Annotated in this window: 3 protein-coding genes; all 3 read right to left on the bottom strand. The window is 69.6% G+C overall.

What is annotated here, in order from left to right; genetic code table 11:
* Nucleotides 1-18: 18 nt before the first annotated feature.
* The 3 genes from U5A67_RS06130 to U5A67_RS06120 all read right to left on the bottom strand — a co-directional run bounded on the left by U5A67_RS06130 (nucleotide 19) and on the right by U5A67_RS06120 (nucleotide 19,710).
* On the bottom strand, nucleotides 19-17,211 hold the full coding sequence (locus U5A67_RS06130) for a non-ribosomal peptide synthetase (protein ID WP_321818213.1): 17,193 nt from the start codon (nucleotides 17,209-17,211) through the stop codon (nucleotides 19-21).
* Between the two features lie 221 nt (nucleotides 17,212-17,432).
* A complete protein-coding gene (locus U5A67_RS06125; protein WP_321818214.1) occupies nucleotides 17,433-18,878 on the bottom strand; it encodes a peptide synthetase in 1,446 nt (481 codons plus the stop codon).
* Between the two features lie 67 nt (nucleotides 18,879-18,945).
* Complete coding sequence (locus U5A67_RS06120; RefSeq protein ID WP_321818215.1) at nucleotides 18,946-19,710, bottom strand: thioesterase II family protein; 765 nt, start codon at nucleotides 19,708-19,710, stop codon at nucleotides 18,946-18,948.
* Between the last annotated feature and the right edge of the window lie 6 nt (nucleotides 19,711-19,716).

Below are 19,716 nucleotides of genomic sequence, written 5' to 3'. Positions count from 1 at the left end.
GGTGTGATGAGCCATCGGTTATTCAAAATCGGCGAGCAGTTGGCTCAGCGCGTCGGCGTCGGTTTGCTGCGGGTTCTTGTCCTGCGTTTCGAGCAGATCGGCCAGCGAGCGGATGGTTGCGTGCGCAAACAGATCGGCCAAAGGCACGCTGCGCCCGAAGGTTTCGTTGATGCGCGCCGCAACGCGCACGCCGCTGATCGAATCGCCGCCCGCTTCGAAGAAGTTCATGCAGACGCTATGGACCGCGTGGCCGAGCACGCTTTGCCAGATGTCCAGCAGCGTTTGCTCGCGCTCGTTGCGTGGTGCGATGGCTTGCGCGTTGTCGTCGTCCCAGGCGGGTTCGGGCAAGGCGCGGCGGTCGAGCTTGCCGCTGGGTGTGAGCGGTAAGGTTGCGAGCGCAACGATCGCGGATGGAACCATATGCGCGGGCAGCGTGCGCGTGAGTTGCGCGCGCAGATCGGCAGGTTGTGCAGTGCCGCTGACGTAAGCCGCGAGGCGTTGGCGCGCGCCTTCGCCACGCAGCACGACGGCGGCATGCGCGACGCCTTCGCACGCGCAGAGTGCGGCTTCGATCTCGCCCGGTTCGATGCGGAAACCGCGCAGCTTGATCTGCTGGTCCAGACGCCCGAACGGTTCGGGACGGCCATCGGCGCGCAGACGGCAGAGGTCGCCGGTGCGGTAGATGCGTGCGCCGGGCGCGCCATCGGGATCGGGCACGAAGCGCTCTGCCGTGAGGCCCGGACGGCCGAGATAGCCGCGCGCGAGATTCTCGCCGCCGATGCAAAGCTCGCCGAGTCCGCCATCGGGGACGGCTGCGCCTTGTCGGTCGATGACGCGCAGGACCGTATCGGGAAGCGGATCGCCGTGCGTGATGGCTTCATCGGCGTGAACCTGCGCACCTGCGGAATAGATCGTCGTTTCGGTCGGCCCGTAGATGTTCCAGAGCGTGACGTTACGCGCGATCAGTGCGGCGGCGAGATCGGGATGCAGCGCTTCGCCGCCTGAAATGCCGAGCAGCGGCGGATGTTGTGCGGCTTCGAAGTCCTTACGCCAGCCCGCTTCGATCAGCATGCGCCATCCGCTAGGCGTGGCCTGGAACACATTTGCGCCGCTTTCTTCGAGACGTTTCGCGAGAGCGAAACCGTCGCGTGCCGTCTGCGCGGAGACGATTTCCAGCGGAATGCCCGCAACCAGCGGCAGGCAGTATTCAAGCAGGCTGATGTCAAACACAGGTGCCGATTCGCTGAGCCAGGAAGCTTCGGCAGGCAGCCCCGGCTTGCGCGCGATGCTGGCAACAAGCCGATCCAGCGCGCCGTGCGTTACGCCAACGCCTTTAGGCTTGCCCGTCGAGCCCGACGTATAGATCACATACGCAAGCTGGTCAGGATGGACCGGAGCGAACGAAGCCTCGCAAGCCATCCCCAAAGCGAGATCGGCGCGCACGACGTTGAGCGCTTCAAAACGCGAAGCGGTCGTAGCATCGGCGACTACGCAGGTCACGCGCGCATCGTCGAGCATGGCGGCGATGCGCTCATCGGGATACGCAGGATCGACGGGCAGATAGGCCGCGCCAGCCTGCCAGAGGCCGAGCATCGCTGCGATCAGCGCAGGCGAGCGTTCGACGCAAACGGCCACGCAGGCATCGCGTTTCACGCCTGCATTGCGTACCGAAGCCGCAATCGAATTCGCCCATTGCTGAAGCTGCGCGGCATTGAACGCAGCGTGTTCACCACGCAGCGCAACACGCTCAGGTTGCGCCACAAGCTGCCGCGCCACACGCTCGGCTACCGGCTCGAACGCATATCCATCGAGCGGCACGGCCTCACGCGTCAAAACCGGCAACGCCAGCGAGCACAACGAAGCCCCCGCACCCGAAGCGATCTGATCGAGCAGCGCCTCATACGCCTGCGCAAGACGCCCGACATGTTCGCGATCGAGGCGCAAGCCGTCCCACTCCCACTCCAGGCGCAGCGTCGGTTGCGGCACGACCATCAAGGTCAGCGGATAGTGCGTGCGTCCGGCCGATTCCACGCCGTTCACGCGCAGCGCTTCGCCGGCATGACCGGCATCGTCGAGCGCTTCCAGCGTCGCTTCGAGCGGATAGTTCTCGAACACGAACAGCGTGTCGAACAGCGCGTCGCCGCTGCGGCCCACCCAGCGCTGCAACTGCGCAAGCGGCGTGTGCTCGTAATGGCGCATCGCGGCGGCGCGCGATTGCAGCGTACGCAGCCAGGCGCCGATTTCGGCATCGGGCTGCACCGGCGTCCACACCGGCAGACTGTTGATAAAGAGGCCGAGCATCTGTGCCGCGCCGTCGAGCGTTTCCGGACGGCCCGACACCGTGCAGCCGAACGCCGCCGAATCGCGATTGCCCAGGCGCGCGAGCAGCACCGCCCACGCGCCCTGCATCAGCGTATTGAGTGTGACGCCGAAGGCCGCCGCCGCGTCGCGCAAGGCACGTTCGCGCGCCGCGCCGAGCGGCGCTTCCATGCGGAACGCGCCTTCCTGCGGCGCGGCAGGCGGGTTCAGGCAGGCGGTCAGCGTGGCCGGATCGTCGCAATGGGCCGCGGCCTCGCGCCACCAGTCGGCGGCATCGGGCTGGGCGTCGAGCCAGTCGACATACGCGCGGTACGGCGCGCTCGCCTCGTGCGTGACGGCGTTTTCGGGCGAGCGGTAGTGCGTCCACGTTTCGGCGAGCAGTTGCGCGGCGCTCCAGCCGTCGAGCAGCGCGTGATGCGTGGTCCAGACCAGATCGTGAGCGCCATCCGGCGCGGCGAAGAGATCGAGACGCATCAGCGGCGCGCGTGCCGCGTCGAAGCCGCGCGCGAGATCGGCGCGCATCCAGTCGATCAGACGTGCTTCGTACTCCGCACGACTTTCCGTGCGCGCTTCGTGCGTGGCGAACGGCAGATCGACCGTTTTATCGACAACCTGCAACAGCGTGTCGCCATGCCATTCGAAGCGCGTGCGCAGGATGTCGTGACGCGCGACCGCGTGCTGCCACGCCGCGATCAAACGCTCGCGATCGAGCACGCCCGCCAGTTTGAGGCGGCGTTGCGTGACGTACATGCCGCCGTCGCCGGGCGTGCGGTCGCCGTGCGCGAGGCTGTGGAACAGCAGGCCTTGCTGCATCGGCGTGGCCGGGTAGGTGTCCTGCACGCGCGCGGGATCGAGGCCGAGCGCGCCCAGCGCCGCGGCGTCGAGCGATGCCACCGCGCTGCAGACCTGCGAGTTCGCTTCGCCAGCAGCGGCGTCGAGCGTCGCGCAAAGCTCGCGCACGGTCGGCTGCGCGAACAACTCGCGCGACGAAAACACCAGCGCCTGGCGACGCGCCTGCGCGACCACCTGGAACGCGTTGATGGAGTCGCCGCCCGCCATGAAGAAGTTATCGTCGATACCCAGTTGCGGCGCGCGCAACACGCTGCGCCAGATCGCGAGCAGCGCGTGCTGCGTGGGCGTTTGCGGCGCGGCGGCTTCGGTGGCTTTGGCGTGCGAGGCAGCGTCGGCAAAATCCGCCGTATTGCTCAGGTTCAGCGCAGCGAGCGCCGCGCGATCGATCTTGCCGTTGCGGGTGAGCGGCAGCACATCGAGCCGATGCAGTGCGGAAGGCACCAGCGCCGCCGGTACACGTTGCGCGAGCGCGTCATGCAGCGCGTGCACATCGAGATCGTCGCCGGTCACATAGCCGATCAGGCGCAAACGCTGCTGCGCGTCTTTCTGGCCGATCACGGCGGCGTCGCGCACGCCGGGCAGCGCACGCAGATGCGCGGCGACTTCGGCGGGCTCGACGCGATGACCGCGAATTTTCAGCTGGTCGTCGACGCGGCCAAGGAATTCGAACTGCCCATCCTCGCGCAGACGCGCGCGGTCGCCGGTGCGATAGACGCGCGCGCCGGGCACGCGCGGATCGGGCACGAAACGCTCGGCGGTCAGCCCCGGGCGGCCGCGATAACCGCGCGCCAGCGCCACGCCGCCAAGGTGGATTTCGCCGGTGGCGCCCGGCAGCGCGGGCGCGCCATCGGCGTCGAGCAGATAGGCGTGCGCGTGGCGCAGCGGGCGGCCGAGCGGTAGCGCACCGCTCGCGTCGCGCTCGGAGGTCAGCACGCCGACCGTGCTTTCGGTCGGCCCATAGTGGCCGATCAGCGCGCACTCGGGGCGCAGCGCGGCGAGCCGGTCGAGCAGGGTCGCGCCGCTCGCTTCGCCGCCGAGCAGCAGCGCGCGGCGCGGCAGCACGGCGCGCGCATCGGCGGCGTGGAGCAGGCCTTCGAGATGGCTCGGCGAGATCTTCAGCAGATCGACCGGATGTTCGCTGCACCATTGCGCGTAGCGGTCGGCGTCGAAGGCGCGGGCGTCGTCGATCAGATGCAGCGTCCAGCCCGACCAGAGCGCGGCCATCAGCGTCGAATGGCCGAGGTCGGCGGCGGGCGTGGAGAGATACCCGGCACTGCCGATGCCGGTGGGCAGGCGTTCGAGCAGCGCTGCCACGTAAGCGGCCAGCGCGCCGTGCGGGATCGTGACGCCCTTGGGCGTGCCCGTGGAACCGGACGTGTAGATCAGGTACGCGGCGCGCTGCGCGGGCAGGGCGATGTGTGCGTCGATGGTGTGCGGTTCGGCGCTTGCGTGCGTGGCTGCCGGCTTGAGCAGCGCGATGTCCTGCGCGCGCCAGACGGGGTCATCGGCGGCGATCAGGCAGCGTGCGTCTGCATCGCGCAGTTGCCATGCCAGACGCGCGGCGGGCATCGACGGATCGAGCGGCGCATAGACGCCGCCTGCGCGCCAGATCGCCAGCATCGCGACGACGAGCGCGTGACTGCGCGGCAGCGCGACCGCCACCGTGTCTTCAGCGCCGATCCCGAACGCCGTGAGGCGCGCCGCGAGCGCACCGGCGTCCGACCAGAGCGTGCCCCAGTCGAGCGGGCCGGTTTCGTCGAGCAGCGCAACGGCGCGCGGCTGCGTGGCCGCGTGGTGAGCGACGCGGGCGAGCAGGTTGGTTTCTGCGTGCTTCGGGGCAGCGGTTTGTGGCTGGGCGAAACCGGTATCGCCGATCGCCCCCATCGCCCGCGCCGGATCGGCGACAAAAGCGTCGAGCGCGCCGCGCAACTGCGTCGCGAGTTGCTGCACGGCGGCTTCGTCGTAATGCGTCGGCTGCGCGGCGAGCGTGAGCGTCAGCGCTTCGCCGGGCACCGCGATCAGGCTCAGCGGGAAGTGGTTGCGGCCGTCGTGCGCGTGACCGTCGACGCCGGTTGCCACGCGGCGGATCGCTAGACCTTGCGCCAGCGGCGCACGCAGCGCGGCGTCGAGCGGATAGTTCTCGAACACGAAAATGCTCTCGAACAGCGGCGTGCCGGCCTGGCCCGCGAACGCGCGTTGCAGCGTGGCAAGCGGCGTCTGCGCGTGTTCCTGCAAGCTGAGGTTGCGCGTCTGCAGATCGGTAAGCCAGGCGCGCACCGTCATGGACGGCGGCAGCGTGACCGCGAGCGGCAAGGTGTTGATAAAGAGTCCTGCGGTTTCGTCGGCGCCTGCCCAGCCGTCGCTGCGGCCCGATACCGTCACGCCCAGCGCGATATCGCGCTGGTTCGCGTGGCGCGAGAGCAGCCAGATCCACGCGCCCTGGATCAGCGTGTTGAGCGTCACGCCACAGGTGCGCGCGAAGCGTTCGAGTTGCGCCGATTCGTCGCTGCTCAACTGCAGCGTGTGTTCGAGCGCGCGGCTATTGGCATCGATGCGCGTGGTGTGCGCGAGGGGGCGAGCCAGCGGCAGCGGCGTGGGCGTCGACGCTGCCAGCGTTTCGCGCCACGGTGCGAGGGTTTCGGCTTCGTCGTGATGCGTGTCGAGCCAGCGCACGTAATCGGCGAAGGCGGGTGCGGCTTGCAGAGCCAGCGGCCGGGCTTCGCGCAGCGCGCCATACGCCTGCAGCAGATCGCGCAAGACGATGCCGATGCTCCAGCCGTCGAGTTGCGCGTGATGGAAGCGCCACACGAACCAGCGGCAATGCTCGCCGCGCTCGATCAGCAAAACGCGCTGATGCGAGGCGCGCGCGAAGTCGAAACCGCTTGCCTGGGTCGCGCGCCATTGGGCGGCGAGCGCGTCGCGGGCTTCGTCGTCGCCGAGCGCGCGCCAGTCGAGCGTGTCGAAATCGATGCTCGCTTCGCGGCGCACGAGTTGCACGGGCACGTCGAGGCCATCGGCGAAAAAGTCGGTGCGCAGCGCGCCGTGACGCGCCGAAACCTGCCGCCACGCGGCGTGGAAGGCCGCCGTGTCGAACGGTCCGCGTAACTCGAACACGCGTTGCAGATGATACGGATCGACATCGGCGCGCAGGCCCAGCGAGAGCAGGCCGCGTTGCAGCGGCGTCGTGGCGTAGACATCGGCGAGCGTTTGCAGGTCGATGCCGGCGCGCGTGAGGGCAGCGGCGATCGTCGTGTCGAGTTCGCGGTTGGCCGCTGGTTGTTGTTCTGCTTGCGGCGTCAGCGTGGTCGTCACGCGTGCAAGCAGCTCGACGCTCGGATGCTGGAACACGAGGCGCGGCGAGAGCGCGAGGCCCGCGTCGCGAGCCGCGCTCACCACGCGCAGGCTGAGAATTGAGTCGCCGCCGGCCGCGAAAAAGTCGGTCGTCACGCCAAGCGACTGCGCGGGCAGCACCGCGCGCCAGATCGCAAGGAGTTGCGCTTCGAGCGGCGTGCGCGGCTCGATCAGCGGCGTGTGGCCGGTATCGGCTTCGGTGGCTGCGGGAGCCGGCAGGGCGCGCCGGTCGATCTTGCCGCTCGAGGTGAGCGGCAGCGCGTCGAGCACGACCCAGGCGGCGGGCACGAGCGCGGCGGGCAGGCGCTCGGCAAGCTGGGCGCGCCAGCTTGCGCCGTCGCGTTGCGCGTCGCGGCCAGGCGCGGCCAGCCAGGCGACGAGGCGCGGCGTGCCGGTGTCCGTGCGCAGCATCACGGCGGCGTCGTGCACGCCGTCGAGCGCGCGCAGTGCGGCTTCGATTTCGGCCGGCTCGATACGGTGGCCGCGCAGTTTCAACTGCTGGTCGATGCGGCCGAGGTAATCGAGGCCGCCGTCTTCGCGCAGGCGGCACAGGTCGCCGGTGCGATAGAGCCGCGCGCCGGGCGCGCCCCACGCATCGGGCACGAAGGCCGCCGCGGTGAGCGCCGCGCCGTGCAGATAGCCGCGCGCGAGATTGTCGCCGCCGATGCACAACTCGCCCGCCGCGCCAGGCGCGACTTGCGCGCCGTCGCGGTCGAGCACGCGCAGCGCCGTGTCGTGCAGCGCGACGCCCAGCGTCACCGGCTGACCGGCTGCCACGCGGCCGATGCTCGACCAGATCGTGGTTTCGGTCGGGCCGTAGACGTTGCGCAGATCGACGCCGCGTTGCAGCAGCGCGGTGGCGAGATCGCCGGACAACGCCTCGCCGCCGCACAGCGCCTTGAGCCGCTGGGTGCTCTCATGCGTGCGCAGATGCGAGCCCAGCGGCGCGGCGGCGCGCGCTTCGCTTTCCAGCACCATGCGCCAGCCCGTCGGTGTGGCCTGCATCACGGTCGCGCCGCTTTGCGCCAGCAGATCGAGCAGACGCGCGCCGTCGAGCACGGCGTCGCGCGAGGCCAGTTCCACGCGCGCGCCGCGCGTGAGCGGCAGATGCAGTTCGAGCGCGGCGATATCGAAGGAAATCGTCGTCACGCTGAGCCAGACGTCGCGCGCGGAGAAGTCCAGATGCTGTTCCAGGCTCGCGAGCAGGCGGTCGAGGCTCGCGTGGCTCACGCACACGCCTTTCGGCTCGCCGGTCGAACCGGAGGTGTAGATCACGTAGGCGGCCTGTTCGGGCGCGATGGGCGTGGCGAGGTCGGTCGGCACTTCGTTGGCGACATCGCTGGCATCGACGAGCGTGCGGCCCGCGAAGCAATCGGCGAGGCGCGCGGCGCTGGCCGCGTCGGTCACGATCAGGTCGATGCCCGCGTGATCGAGGATGCGCTGCAGCCGTTGCGGCGGATGCGACGGGTCGAGCGGCACATAGGCCGCGCCGGATTTGCTCACGCCGTAGAGCGCGGCGACCATCGCCGCCGAGCGCGCCACGCACACGCCGATGCGCCGTTCCGCATGCGCGCCGTGACGCAGCAGCCGATGCGCGATGCGATTCGACCAGGCGTTCAAGGCGGCATAGTCGATTGCCTCATCTTCGCAACTAACAGCCAGCGCCGCAGGGCGCTGTACGGCTTGGGCCGCGAGGCGCGCGCCAATCGGCGCGAAGGCGTGACCGGCGATGCGCGGCAGGCGGGCGGCGGTGGCATCGGTAACATCGGTAGCAAAAGAAGCGGCTTGCAGGCCGAGTTCGCCAACCGCGCGTTCTTCGCCGTTGCACAGCGCGTCGAGCGCATCGCGCCACGCCTGCGCCAGTGCGGGCAGTCGCGCGGCGCTCACGCGCGCGCCGTCCGCGAGCCAGCTGACGTGGCCTTCGCGGTCGTTCGACATCAGGATGGTCAGCGCATAGTGCGTGCGTTCGACCGAGGCCACGCCGCTCACGCGCAGCGCGCCGAAGCGTCCGCGCAGCGAGTCGTCGAGCGGATAGTTTTCGAACACGAGCAGGCTGTCGAACAGCGCGTCGCCGCTGCGGCCGCTCCAGCGTTGCAGATCGGCGAGCGACACGTGGCCCGCTTCCTGACGCTGCGCCTGGCGTGCGTGCAGCGCGCGCAGCCAGTCGCCGGTGCGCTGCGCGGCGGGCACTTCGATCAGCGCGGGCAGGCTGTTGATAAAGAGGCCGACCATCTGCTGCGAGCCCGCCAGTTGCGCGGGACGTCCGGCGACCGTCGTGCCGAACGCCACGTGGCGGCCGAAGCCGCGGCGCGCCAGCACCAGCGCCCACGCGGCCTGCGCGAGCGTATTCACGGTGACGCGCTGGCGTTGCGCGGTTTCGCGCAGGCGCGCGGCGAAGTCGGCGCCGAGCGTTTGGGCATAGGTGGCCGATGCGGCTGCGCTGTTTTCATCGGCGGATGGATGTTGCAGCAGCGGTTGCAGCAGCGTAGCCGGTTCTGGATGGCGCTCGAATTCGTCGAGCCACCAGTCGCGCGGTTCAGGTTGCGCGCGCAACCATTCGACGTAAGCGCGGAACGGCTGCGTGGGCGCGGCGTGCGCGCTGTGACCGGCCACGCGCGCGGCGTAATCGTCGGCGATTTCGCCTAGCAGTTGCGCACTGCTCCAGCCGTCGAGCAAGGCGTGATGGATCGTGCGCACGAGGTCGTGCGCGCCGTCCGGGCGGCGCAGCAGCGTCAGACGCAGCAGCGGCGCGCGCGTGAAGTCGAAGCCGCGCAGGCGGTCGGCTTCGCACCAGGCGTCGAGCGCATCGGCATAACGCGCGGGATCGCCATCGGCGAGATCGTCGATTTCCTCGAAGGGCACGGTGGCCGTGTGCTGCACGATCTGCAAGGGTGCGCCGTGCGACGGCAGCGCGAAGCGCGTGCGCAGAATCTCATGCCGGTCGACCGCCGATTGCCACGCGGCGCGCAGGGCCGCGCGGTCGAGCGGGCCGTCGAGCGTCAGGCGCAACTGGTTGACGTAGACGCCCGCGCCCGCGTCGAGCGCGTGGAACAGCAGGCCGCTTTGCAGCGGCGTCGCGGGGTAGAGGTCGCGCACGTCGCGCGGGTCGAGGCGCAGCGCGTCGAGCGCGTCCTGGCTCAGCGCGGCGAGCGGGAAATCGGCGGCGTCGAGCGCGATGTCGCCCGCTTCGCAGCGCGCGGCCAGCGCGCCGAGTTGCGCTTCGAAGCGCGTCGCGAGCGTTTGCGCGGCGGCCGCGTCCAGACGCGCGGGCAGGTGGCGCAGGCTCACGCTCAGGCGTGCGTTGGCGACCCAGGCGTTGACGTCGAGCGCGTAGTCGATCGGCGAATCGGCGTGGATCGCGGGGCCGACGTCTTCGTCGAGCGCGAAGGACAGCACGCCAGCCAGTTCGCCGGAGCCCGGCAGGCTCTGGTCGAAGCGGCCGAGGTAGTTGAAGCTGATCGCGGGCGTGGCCGCGGCGTGTTGCGTGTGCAGGCCGCCGGTGCGCGCAACCAGGCTGCGCAGCGTCGATTTGACGGCGGCGAGCGCGTCGGCTTCGAGGTCGAACCACGCCGGATGGCGCGTCGTGAACCAGCCGACCGTGCGGGCCGGATCGTGTGCCGTGGCGTCGTGGGTGCTGCGGCCGTGGCTTTCGAGCGAGAGCCACGCGCCGGGCGCGCCGCTCCAGTCGCGCAGCGCGTCGGCGAGCGCGGCGATCAGCAGCGCTTCGGTGCTCGTGCGCGCGCGTGCGGGCGCGTCGCGCAGCAGGCGCGCGGTGAGATCGGCGGGCAGGGTGAAGGCGAGGACTTCGGTGTCGCGCAGGCGAGCGGGCGCCTCGGGTGCTACGTGTGCTTCGGGCGCTTCGGCGGCTGCGACAAGACGTGCGGCGGCGGTTTGCGCGCGTGCTGCTGCGGCGTCCGCGCGCGTGCGCATCGCGGTCCATGCTTCGAGCGTGGCTGCGTCGGGCGCCGCTGCATCGAGCGCCGCTGCGTCGGGCGTGCCGGATGCGGCCTGTTGCTGCTCGACCCATGCGCTCCACGGCAAGGCGTCGGCTTTTGCGTCGCTCGCGTTGCCCGCGTAGGCGCGCTCGAAGGTCTCGAACAGCAGGCGCCACGACATGCCATCCACCGCGAGGTGGTGCGCCGTGAGCACAAGGCGGCCTTCGCCGCGCAGACGCACGTAAGCGGCGCGCAGCAAACGGCCCGCGCCGATGTCCAGACTCGCCTGCAGCCGCGTGCCGATCTCGCGCAGCGCGGCGGGCCAGTGGGGCGCGCTGGCGTCACCGTCGAAATCGGCGATATCGAGCAGCGTATGCGGGGTGTCGAGCGCTTCGACCGTGTCGATCGCCTGAACCTGCTGACGCCAGCCGGGCGACGCTTGCCCGGCGTCGTGGAAAAAGCGCAGGCGCAGCGCGTCGTGCGTCGCGATTATCGCGCGCAACGCGGCGATGACGCGCGCCACGTCGAGTTCGCCATCGACGCGCAGCGTGACGGTCTGGTTCCAGTGCGATTCGCCTGCCGGGAAGCGCTCGAAGAACGCGCGCTGGATCGGCGTGAGCGGCAGCGGCGCGTGCGATTCGGCGGGCAGCGGCGCGGCGTCGTGCGGCGCTTCGCTGGCGACGCGCGCGAGGCTGGTGATCACCGGTTGCGCGTAGAACGTCTGCAGCGAGAAGTGCAGCCCGGCCTGCGCGGCGCGCGCGACCACCTGAAGGCTCAGGATCGAGTCGCCGCCGGCTTCGAAGAAGTTGTCGTGCACGCCCACGCGATCCGAACCCAGCACCGCGCGCCAGATGTCGAGCAGGCGGGCTTCGCGTGCGTCGCGCGGGGCGCTGGGCAGGGCGTCGTCGGCGCTCGGGGTATCGACGGGATCGGGCAGCGCGCGGCGGTCGAGCTTGCCGTTGGCCATCACCGGCAGCGCGTCGAGGCGCTGCAGCACCGCGGGCACCATATGCGCGGGCAGGCGCGCGCGCAGCGTGTCGAGGATCGCCGCGAGGTCGAGCGTGGCCGGGCCGCTGACCCAGCCGAGCAGGCGCACGTGGCCCGCCGCGCCGCGCGCTTCGATGGCCGCTTCGCCGACGCCTTCGCACTGGCGCAGCGCGGCTTCGATCTCGCCCGGTTCGATGCGGAAACCGCGCAGTTTGATCTGCCGGTCGATGCGGCCCAAAAAGTCAAAACCGCCGTCGGCTCGACGGCGGCAGAGATCGCCGCTGCGATAGCAGCGCGCGCCTGGACTGCCGTGCGGGTCGGGCACGAAGCGTTCGGCGGTGAGGGCGGGCCGCCCCGCGTAGCCGCGCGCCAGCGTTTCGCCGCCGATACACAGTTCGCCCACCGCGCCCACCGGCACGGCGTTGCCATCCGCGTCGGCGACCCACGCGCTGCGCGCCGGGAACGGCTTGCCAATCTGCACGATCGGCTGGCTGGCGTCGTAGGCATCGGTCGCACGATGCAGGCAGGCCACCGTGGTTTCGGTCGGGCCATAGAGGTTATCGACGCGAATGCCGCGCAGCGGGCCGCTCTGCCAGCGCGCGAGCGCGTCGCCGGGCAGCGCCTCGCCGCCCACGGTCAGTTGGCGCAGCGCGCGCAGCGATTCGCGCGCGGGCGGCGATTGCAGCCATTGCTGCCAGTACGCGGTGGGCAGGCGCGCGAAGGTCACGCCGCGCTCGACCAGGCGGCGCGTGAGCGTGTCGAGATCCCACGCCGCGCTGCCGCGCATGACGACGCGCCCGCCTTCCATGAGCGCGGGCAGCAGTTCGTGCAGCGCGACGTCGAAGTTGATCGTCGAGCTTTGCAGCTGGCAATCGTCGGCGCCGATGTGGTAGGTCGCGATAAAGCCCGCGAGGTGCAGCGCCAGCGCGCGATGGCTGACGGCGACGCCCTTGGGCGTGCCCGTCGAGCCGGACGTGTAGATCGTGTAGGCCAGTTGGCCGGGATGCGGAACCGCGAAAGCGCGCGGCGCGGCGTGCGTGTGCGCGAGGTCGCGGGCCGTCTGTTCGCTCGCGCCGATGTCGAGCGTGCGCACGTGCGCGAACAGCGGGTCCAGTTGCGCGAGGCTCGCGGCGTCGCTGGCGACCACGCGCACGCGGGCGTCGTCGAGCATGTGTTGCAGGCGCGCGGCCGGATAGGCGGGGTCGAGCGGCACAAAGGCCGCACCCGCTTTCCAGATGCCGAGCAGCGCGGCGATCATGCCGGGCGTGCGCTGCACGCACAGGCCGATATTCGTATCGATGGTGGCGCCGGCCGCGCGCAGTTGTTGCGCAATCAGGTCGGACCAGTGGTCGAGCTCGCCGTAAGTCAGGCGCGCGTCTTCGCATTCGAGCGCCACGCGGTCGGGATGCGCCGTGGCCGTGCGCGCCACGGCCACGAGCGCGGCGGGCACGGCGGGTTCGATGGCGGCGGTTTGTGTCGGGGTTTGCGTTGCCGTTTGCGTTGAGGCTTTCGGCGATTCCAGCAGGAAGTCACGCACTTCGCGCACGTCGCTGTTCGCGGCCTGGTCCACGAGCGTCAGCAAGGCATCGGCGAAAGCGTCGATGGTGGCGCTCTCGAACAGATCGGCAGGGTATTCGAACGCGAACCGCAGGCCGCGCGCCTCGCGCGACACGTTCAGCGCGAGATCGAAGGGCGTGGCCTGCGGGCCGGGATCGAAGCGGTCGAGTTGCAGCGTGTCGGCGTGCAGCGACTGTTGCCAGTCGACCTGATCGAAATTGAACACGACATCGAACGGATTGGCGCGTGCGTTGCCGGCACGCGCCTTGAGCGCGGCCACCACGCGATGGAACGGCACGTCCTGATGCGCCTGGGCGTCGAGCAGCGCGTCGCGGGTGGCGTGCAGCAGCGCGTCGAAGCGCTGCGCGCCGCTCACGCCCAGACGCACCGCGACCGTGTTGATGAAATACCCGAAGGTGTGTTGTTCGTCTTCGCGGCGCACGTTCAGCGGCACGCCGATGCGCAGATCGCTCTGGGCGTTCTGGCCGCCGTAGCGGTGCAGCAGCGCGGCAAAACTCGCGAGCAGCAGCATCGGCAGCGTGACGCCGTGGGCGCGCGCGCGGCGTTCGGCCTGATCGACTCGCGCGCTCGGCAGATGGCGTTCGATACGCGCGCCGGCCTGTACGCGGGATGGCGTATCGGCGAGGGTTTCGCGGCGGCCTTCGGGCAGGAGCGCGGGCGCGTAATCGCCGTCGAGCGCGCTGCGCCACCAGTCGAGTTGCGTTTGCGTTTCTCCCGTTGCGCCCCGCGTGCGCTGGAGGCTGGCGAGATAGTTGTCCGCTGTTGCATCGGCGCGGGGCGGCGTGCGGCCGTCGTAGGCAGCGAACAGCGCCTGCGTAAGCAGGCCGAGCGACCACGCATCCGCGACGATGTGATGCAGCGTGAACTGCAGCACGTGCGATTCGGCGTCCAGACGCACGAGCGTGGCGCGTAGCAGGGCGTCGCGATGCAGGTCGAAGGGCGCGAGCGCGTCAACGATCAACGTGTCCTGCAGATGGGTTTCGCGGCTGGCCGCGTCGCGCGTGCTCAAATCGAGCGCCTGCCAGCGCACGCGCGGGGCGTCCTCGCGCAGTTGGGCCGCGATGCCGTCTCGTTCCGTGAAGCGCATGTGCAGCGCGTCGTGATGCGCGCAGACTTGCAGCAGCGCGTCGCGCAGGCGCGCGGCGTCGAGCGGGCCGCGCACGCGCAGCGCGCCGCTGACGTGATACGCGCTGCTCTGCGGCGCGAGCTTCCACTCGAAGTAGAGGCCTTCCTGAGCGGGCGAGAGCGGCATCGGCATGGTTGCATCCGCAACGATGTCGATGGCGGCTTCGTCCAGGTGTGCTTCGCTCGACGGCTGCGCGAGCGCGGCTTCGATCCACGCCGCCTGCGCGGCCACCGTGCGCGCCGTGAACAGCGCGCGCACCGGCAGCGCCACGCCGCACGCCGCGCTCAGGCGCGCCGCCAGACGCGCGGCCTTGAGCGAGTCGCCGCCGAGTGCGAAGAAGTCGTCATCGGCGCCGATGGGCGTGATGGCGAACACGTCCTGCCACGCTTCGGCGATACGCGTTTGCCGTTCGCCCGACGGCGCGCGATACGGCGCCCGCGCAAGCGAGAGCGCGTCGTGTTCGCGGCGATAGACGGCCACCGTGGGCAGGCTGCAGTCGCGCCACGCGCTGGCGCAGGCGCTGCGGCGCAGCTTGCCGCTCGACGTGCGCGGCAGGTCGCCGGGCGCGAGCAGGGCGATCACGCTGACCGGCTCGCCATGCGCCTGCGCAACCGCCGCGTTGATCTCGGCGAACAGTTCGGCGGGATCGGTTTTGGCGACGGCGCGCGAGACTTCCGCCGCGACGCCGATGCCTTCCACGCCATCGATCTCGACCGAGAACGCGCTCACGCGACCCTTGCGGGCGCGCGCCACGCGAGCAGCGATAGTTGCTTCGATATCCTGAGGATAGTGATTCTGGCCGCGCACGATGATGAGGTCTTTCACGCGGCCCGTGACGTACAGTTCGCCCTCGCTCATGCAGCCGAGGTCGCCGGTGCGCAGCCAGCGCGGCGCGTGCCCAGAGACATTTTCCTGCTCTTGCCAGAAGGTTTCTGCGCTGGCCTGCGGGTTGTTCCAGTAGCCCGCGGCAATGCTCGGGCCCTGCACCCAGATTTCGCCGATTTCGCCATCGTCGAGCGTGGCTTGCGTGCGCGTATCGACGATCCGCACGCGATGCGCCTGCGCGACGCGTCCGCAACTGACGAGCGCGAGACCTTCTTCTTCCGCCGCGGTTTCGAGGCGGCCTTGCGCCAGCGCCTCGGCGTCGACGTGACGCACGGCCATGCCCGCGCCCGGCGTCGATCCGCTCACGAGCAGCGTGGCTTCCGCGAGGCCGTAGCACGGATACAGCGCATTCGCGCCGAAGCCGTGTGCGGCGAAGCGATCGGCGAAGGATTCGAGCGTTTGCGCGCGGATCGGCTCCGCGCCGCAGAACGCGACGCGCCAGCTATCGAGCGAAAGGCCGTCGAGTTGCGCGTCGCGCACGCGGTCGGCGCACAACTGGAACGCGAAGTTCGGGCCGCCGCTCACGGTGCCGCGCCAGGTGGCGACGGCCTTGAGCCAGCGCGCGGGCGCTTCGAGGAAGTGCTGCGGCGTCATCAGCACGAGCGGAAAGCCCACGTAGAGCGGCGCGAGCAGGCCGCCGATCAGGCCCATGTCGTGAAAGAGCGGCAGCCAGCTCACCATCGTGTCGGCGGGCGTGAAGGCCATCGATTGCGCAATCGCGCGCTCGTTCGCGACCAGATTCGCGTGCGTGACCATGACGCCTTTGGGCGTGCTGGTCGAGCCGGACGTGTACTGCAGGAACGCGATCGACGCCGGATCGACAGCGCGCGCTTCGAGCGGCGTGACGGCGCGCACCAGCGCGGGGTCATCCACGACCAGCGTTTCGGGCGCGGTGCCGCTGTCTTCGTCGGCCGCTTCGGTCGATCGTGCTGCGGCGAAGGCCTGCACGGCCGCGGCATGCGCGCGGTCGGTCAGCAGCAGCGCAGGGCCCGCATCGCCGAGAATCGCCAGCAGGCGTTCGAACGATTGCGCCTGGGTGGCGTCGGGCGGATAAACCGGCACGGCGATCACGTTCGCGTGCAGGCAGGCGAGGAACGAGGTCGCGTAATCGAGCCCGGACGGCAGCATCAGCAGCGCGCGCTCGCCGCTGCCCACGCGTTCGCGCAGCGCGGCTGCGAGCGTGCGGGCGCGATGGTCGAGTTCGCGCCAGGTCAGCGTGCGCTCGTCGCGTTCACCATCGGCGAGAAAGCGGATGGCGATCTGCTCGGGCTGGCGCGCAAGATGGGTGGCGATGGCGTCGAGCAGCGTGGCCGCCGGTGCGTCCTCAGGGGCGTCGTAAGATGCAGCGGCCGGTTCGTGCGATTGCGCGGCCAGCGCCTGTTGCAGGCCCGGATTGCGGCGCAGGAACGGGCAGGCGCCGAAGTTCGGCGTTTCGTCGTCGGGCAGGAAGTATTGTTTCCACTCGCGATTTTCGGTGTCGCCGTAATAGCCCAGATCGGCGTGCGGCGGCACTTCGTCCCAGATGTTCAGACGGCGGCGCACTTCCGAGCGCGCCTGCGTGCTGATCGCGCGGTTCGTGACCTTGTCGACGAACACGGCGCGCGGCTGGAACAGCAGCACCATGCCGGGCCCGAGATTGCGGCTATGACGCGCGCCGAACGACGGGCACGCGCACACCACGAAGGTCTGCAGCCCCGCGAACGAGAACTCCCAGTCCGGGTCCGACGGGTCGACCTGCTGGCCGACGGCGGGATCGGGATCGTGATCGTGCAGGTATTGCAGCGTCTGCCAGAAGGCGTCGTGATAGGCCGCGTGCGACAGCGGCTCGACATCGGGCTCGAAGAAGATCGCGATGTTGTTCTTCTCGTACTGCGGCAGGTTCGCGAGTTCGGCGAACATCGCCATCGTCTGCGGCAGCGTCGAGATGTCCTTGCCGTCGATCCACGAATAGAACATTTCGCCGCGCTTCTCGGCCTGGGTGCCGAAGAAGCACGGATAGCCGGGGTCCATCACGTCGGCGCGCAGGCGTTCGTACGAGGTTTCCAGCCACGCGGGCAGCGGGCGGTCGAACGCCTGCTCGCCCACCTGGCGGCCGAGAATGATGCGCGAGCGCCAATCGCCGGGATTGATCGTTTCGTCCTGGACCGTGGTACTGGCCGTGTCCATGGGTAGCTGCATGGATGACTCCAAATAGGCGAGCGTGTGCGAAGCCGGCGCGCGTCGGGCGCGCCGGGCAGGTGTCTGGTCGGAGGAATGCGGCTCTATGACTGAGCCTTGGAGGCGCGCTCCTCGAGGCAGGCTGCTTCGAGGGCGCGGTTTGTGCTGTGTGCTGCTTGTGTCGCTTGTGACGCTAATGCCGGACGCGCCGTTGTCCCGGTCAGTGGCGCGGGCGCTGGCGCTCAGCCCGGCGTGGCCACGGCTTCGCGCGCGCGTTGCGGCACGGGCTTGAGGTCGGCGATCCACTCGTTGGGAATGATCGGCTGGTGGTAGGTGCACGAATCCGATACGACGGTCGAGCCATGCAGGCGGCCGTCGGGGATCAGCACCATATCGCCCGGATGCATCTTCAACTGCATGCCGAGGTTGCCCCAGAAGATCATGTCGCCGCTTTCGATCACGACCAGACGATGCTCGTTATGCACGTGCGTGGTCGAGCACATTTCCTGCGGCTCGACGAAGGTATCGCGATCGATATCCGGGAAGTCGCGCTCGATGCGGTCGTGAATCTGGCGCGCGTAATTCATATACGTGTCGATCTGCGAGAGCCAGTTGAGCTGTTCGCCCAGGTCCCAGCGAGCGCGCGCGCCCAGCAGTTGCGCACCGGCCACGCCTTGCGCGAACGTATGCAGCGCCGCCGCGCCGTGATGTTCGACCAGCGTGTCGATGGCCTGGGCGAAGCGGCGCTGCAACTGCGTGCTCAGCGCGTCGAAGTCCGTCTGGGCGGCGGCGTCCGGCGCGATATGCGCGCAGGCCCGCAGCAGCGCGGCGCCAAAGGCGAGATGTTCGGCTTCGGCCACGAAGGCGGCGCCAGCGAGCGCGAACGCGCGGTCCGGGCGCGAGCCGAGCGCGTAGAGCAGGTTGCAGCGCTGCAGCGTGGTCGGCAGATAGAACTGCCAGTACGAATGCGTGGGCGCGGTCACGCCGCACATGCGGGCGATGCGGGCGAAGGTGGCGTCGTCCGGGAGCTTGCTGGCGAGGCTGGGCTGCGCGATCGGTTCGAGCCAGTCGAAATACTGCGAGGCGCGCGCGCGTTCGAGCGCGGTGCGGCGCGTGGTGAGCGTTGCCCAGCGCTGGATCATGATGAAACGCAGACCGTTTTCGAGGAAGTCGCGTTTCATCAGCATGTCGAAGTGATTCGACCAGGCCGCCATTTCGTCGTCGATCACGGCGCGCAGGCGGGCGCCAATCGTTTGCGCATCTTCGCCGGGCTGGGCTTCGTTGCCGAGATAGTCGAACGCGTAGGCTTCCAGATACGGCACCATCTGCGCGCCCAGCAGGCGTGGTTTGGCCGAGTAGAACGCCTGCCAGTGGCGTTGCGCGGTGGCGTCGGCGCCGGGCGCGCGGGCGATGTCGAGTTCGTTGATGGTCAGCAGCGTGCGGTTGGTCGCGAGCGACGGCAGGCGGCTCACGTTATCGGCGCGCACGGGCTTGCGGTACTGGAGGAAGCTGAAATCCTCGGGACGCAGCGGACGGCGGAAGAAGTCGCCGTCGAGCACGAGTTCGTCCACGGTCGCGCTGCGAAACGCGTCGGTGGCGGCGAATTCGCGCAGCAGTTGCATGAAACTGTCACGCTCCGGCAATTGCGCGGAAAAATCGAACAGGGGAGGAAAGGCGCTGGTGTTCATTGGAGAGGAATCCTATGAATGAGAGAGGCCGGCGTCGCTGTCCGCGATGCGCCACCGGTCCGTCAGTTCAAGCCGGGAAGGGCTGCTCGATCCGGTCCCGCCGCGACCTGAGCAAACCGATCAGGTTGAGCGAACTGGTGATGGTGTCGAGCAGCGCGCGACGCTGGGCGTCGATAAAGAAATGACCGCCGTCGAACAGACTGCGCTCGAAGGCGCCAAACGTTTCGCTACGCCAGCCGTCGAGCGACGCGAGATCTTGCGTCGCCGGATCGGCGCGGCCGCCGAATACATGCAGCGCTCCGGCAAGCGGCGCGCGCGGCCGGGCGCGCCAGGTGCCGTACAGATGAAAATCGTTGCGTACCACCGGCAGGATCATCTCGACGAACTCGCGATTGGCCAGCAACTCCGGCGAGGTCTGGCCGAAGCGTTCGAGTTCGGCGATCACGGTCTGCTCGGGGCAGGTGAGCCATGCGTTTTCGACTGTCTGAAAAGCCGGCGCGGGACAGCCGCCAATGCCGAGCCATACCGGTTCGCGGCCGATGCGCTCGCGCAGTGCATGAGCGAGTTCGAACGCGATCAGGCCGCCCAGGCTATGGCCGTACAGCGCGAAAGGGCTGTCTGAAGCGTGACCCAGCGAAGCGACGATGCTGCCGGCCAGATCGTCGATCAAACGATCCCAGCGCGGTTCGAGCGGATCGCGCAGGCGCAGGCCGCGCCCCGGCAGATGGAGCGGCGTGACCGTGAGCCATGCCGGCACGTCGCGCGGCCAGTCGCGATAGATATGCGCCGCGCCGCCCGCATAGGGCAGACAGAACAGTCGAATGGGCTGCATGCGTGG

The organism is Paraburkholderia sp. J69-1 (assembly GCF_905220255.1).
Classification (GTDB): Bacteria; Pseudomonadota; Gammaproteobacteria; order Burkholderiales; family Burkholderiaceae; genus Paraburkholderia.
This window is presented reverse-complemented; position numbering and strand designations above follow the sequence as displayed.

Bases quoted from the DNA above. Each gene is read 5' to 3' on its own strand.
- U5A67_RS06125 (WP_321818214.1), bottom strand. From the start codon at position 18,878: ATGAACACCAGCGCCTTTCCTCCCCTGTTCGATTTTTCCGCGCAATTG.
- U5A67_RS06130 (WP_321818213.1), bottom strand. From the start codon at position 17,211: ATGCAGCTACCCATGGACACGGCCAGTACCACGGTCCAGGACGAAACG.
- U5A67_RS06120 (WP_321818215.1), bottom strand. From the start codon at position 19,710: ATGCAGCCCATTCGACTGTTCTGTCTGCCCTATGCGGGCGGCGCGGCG.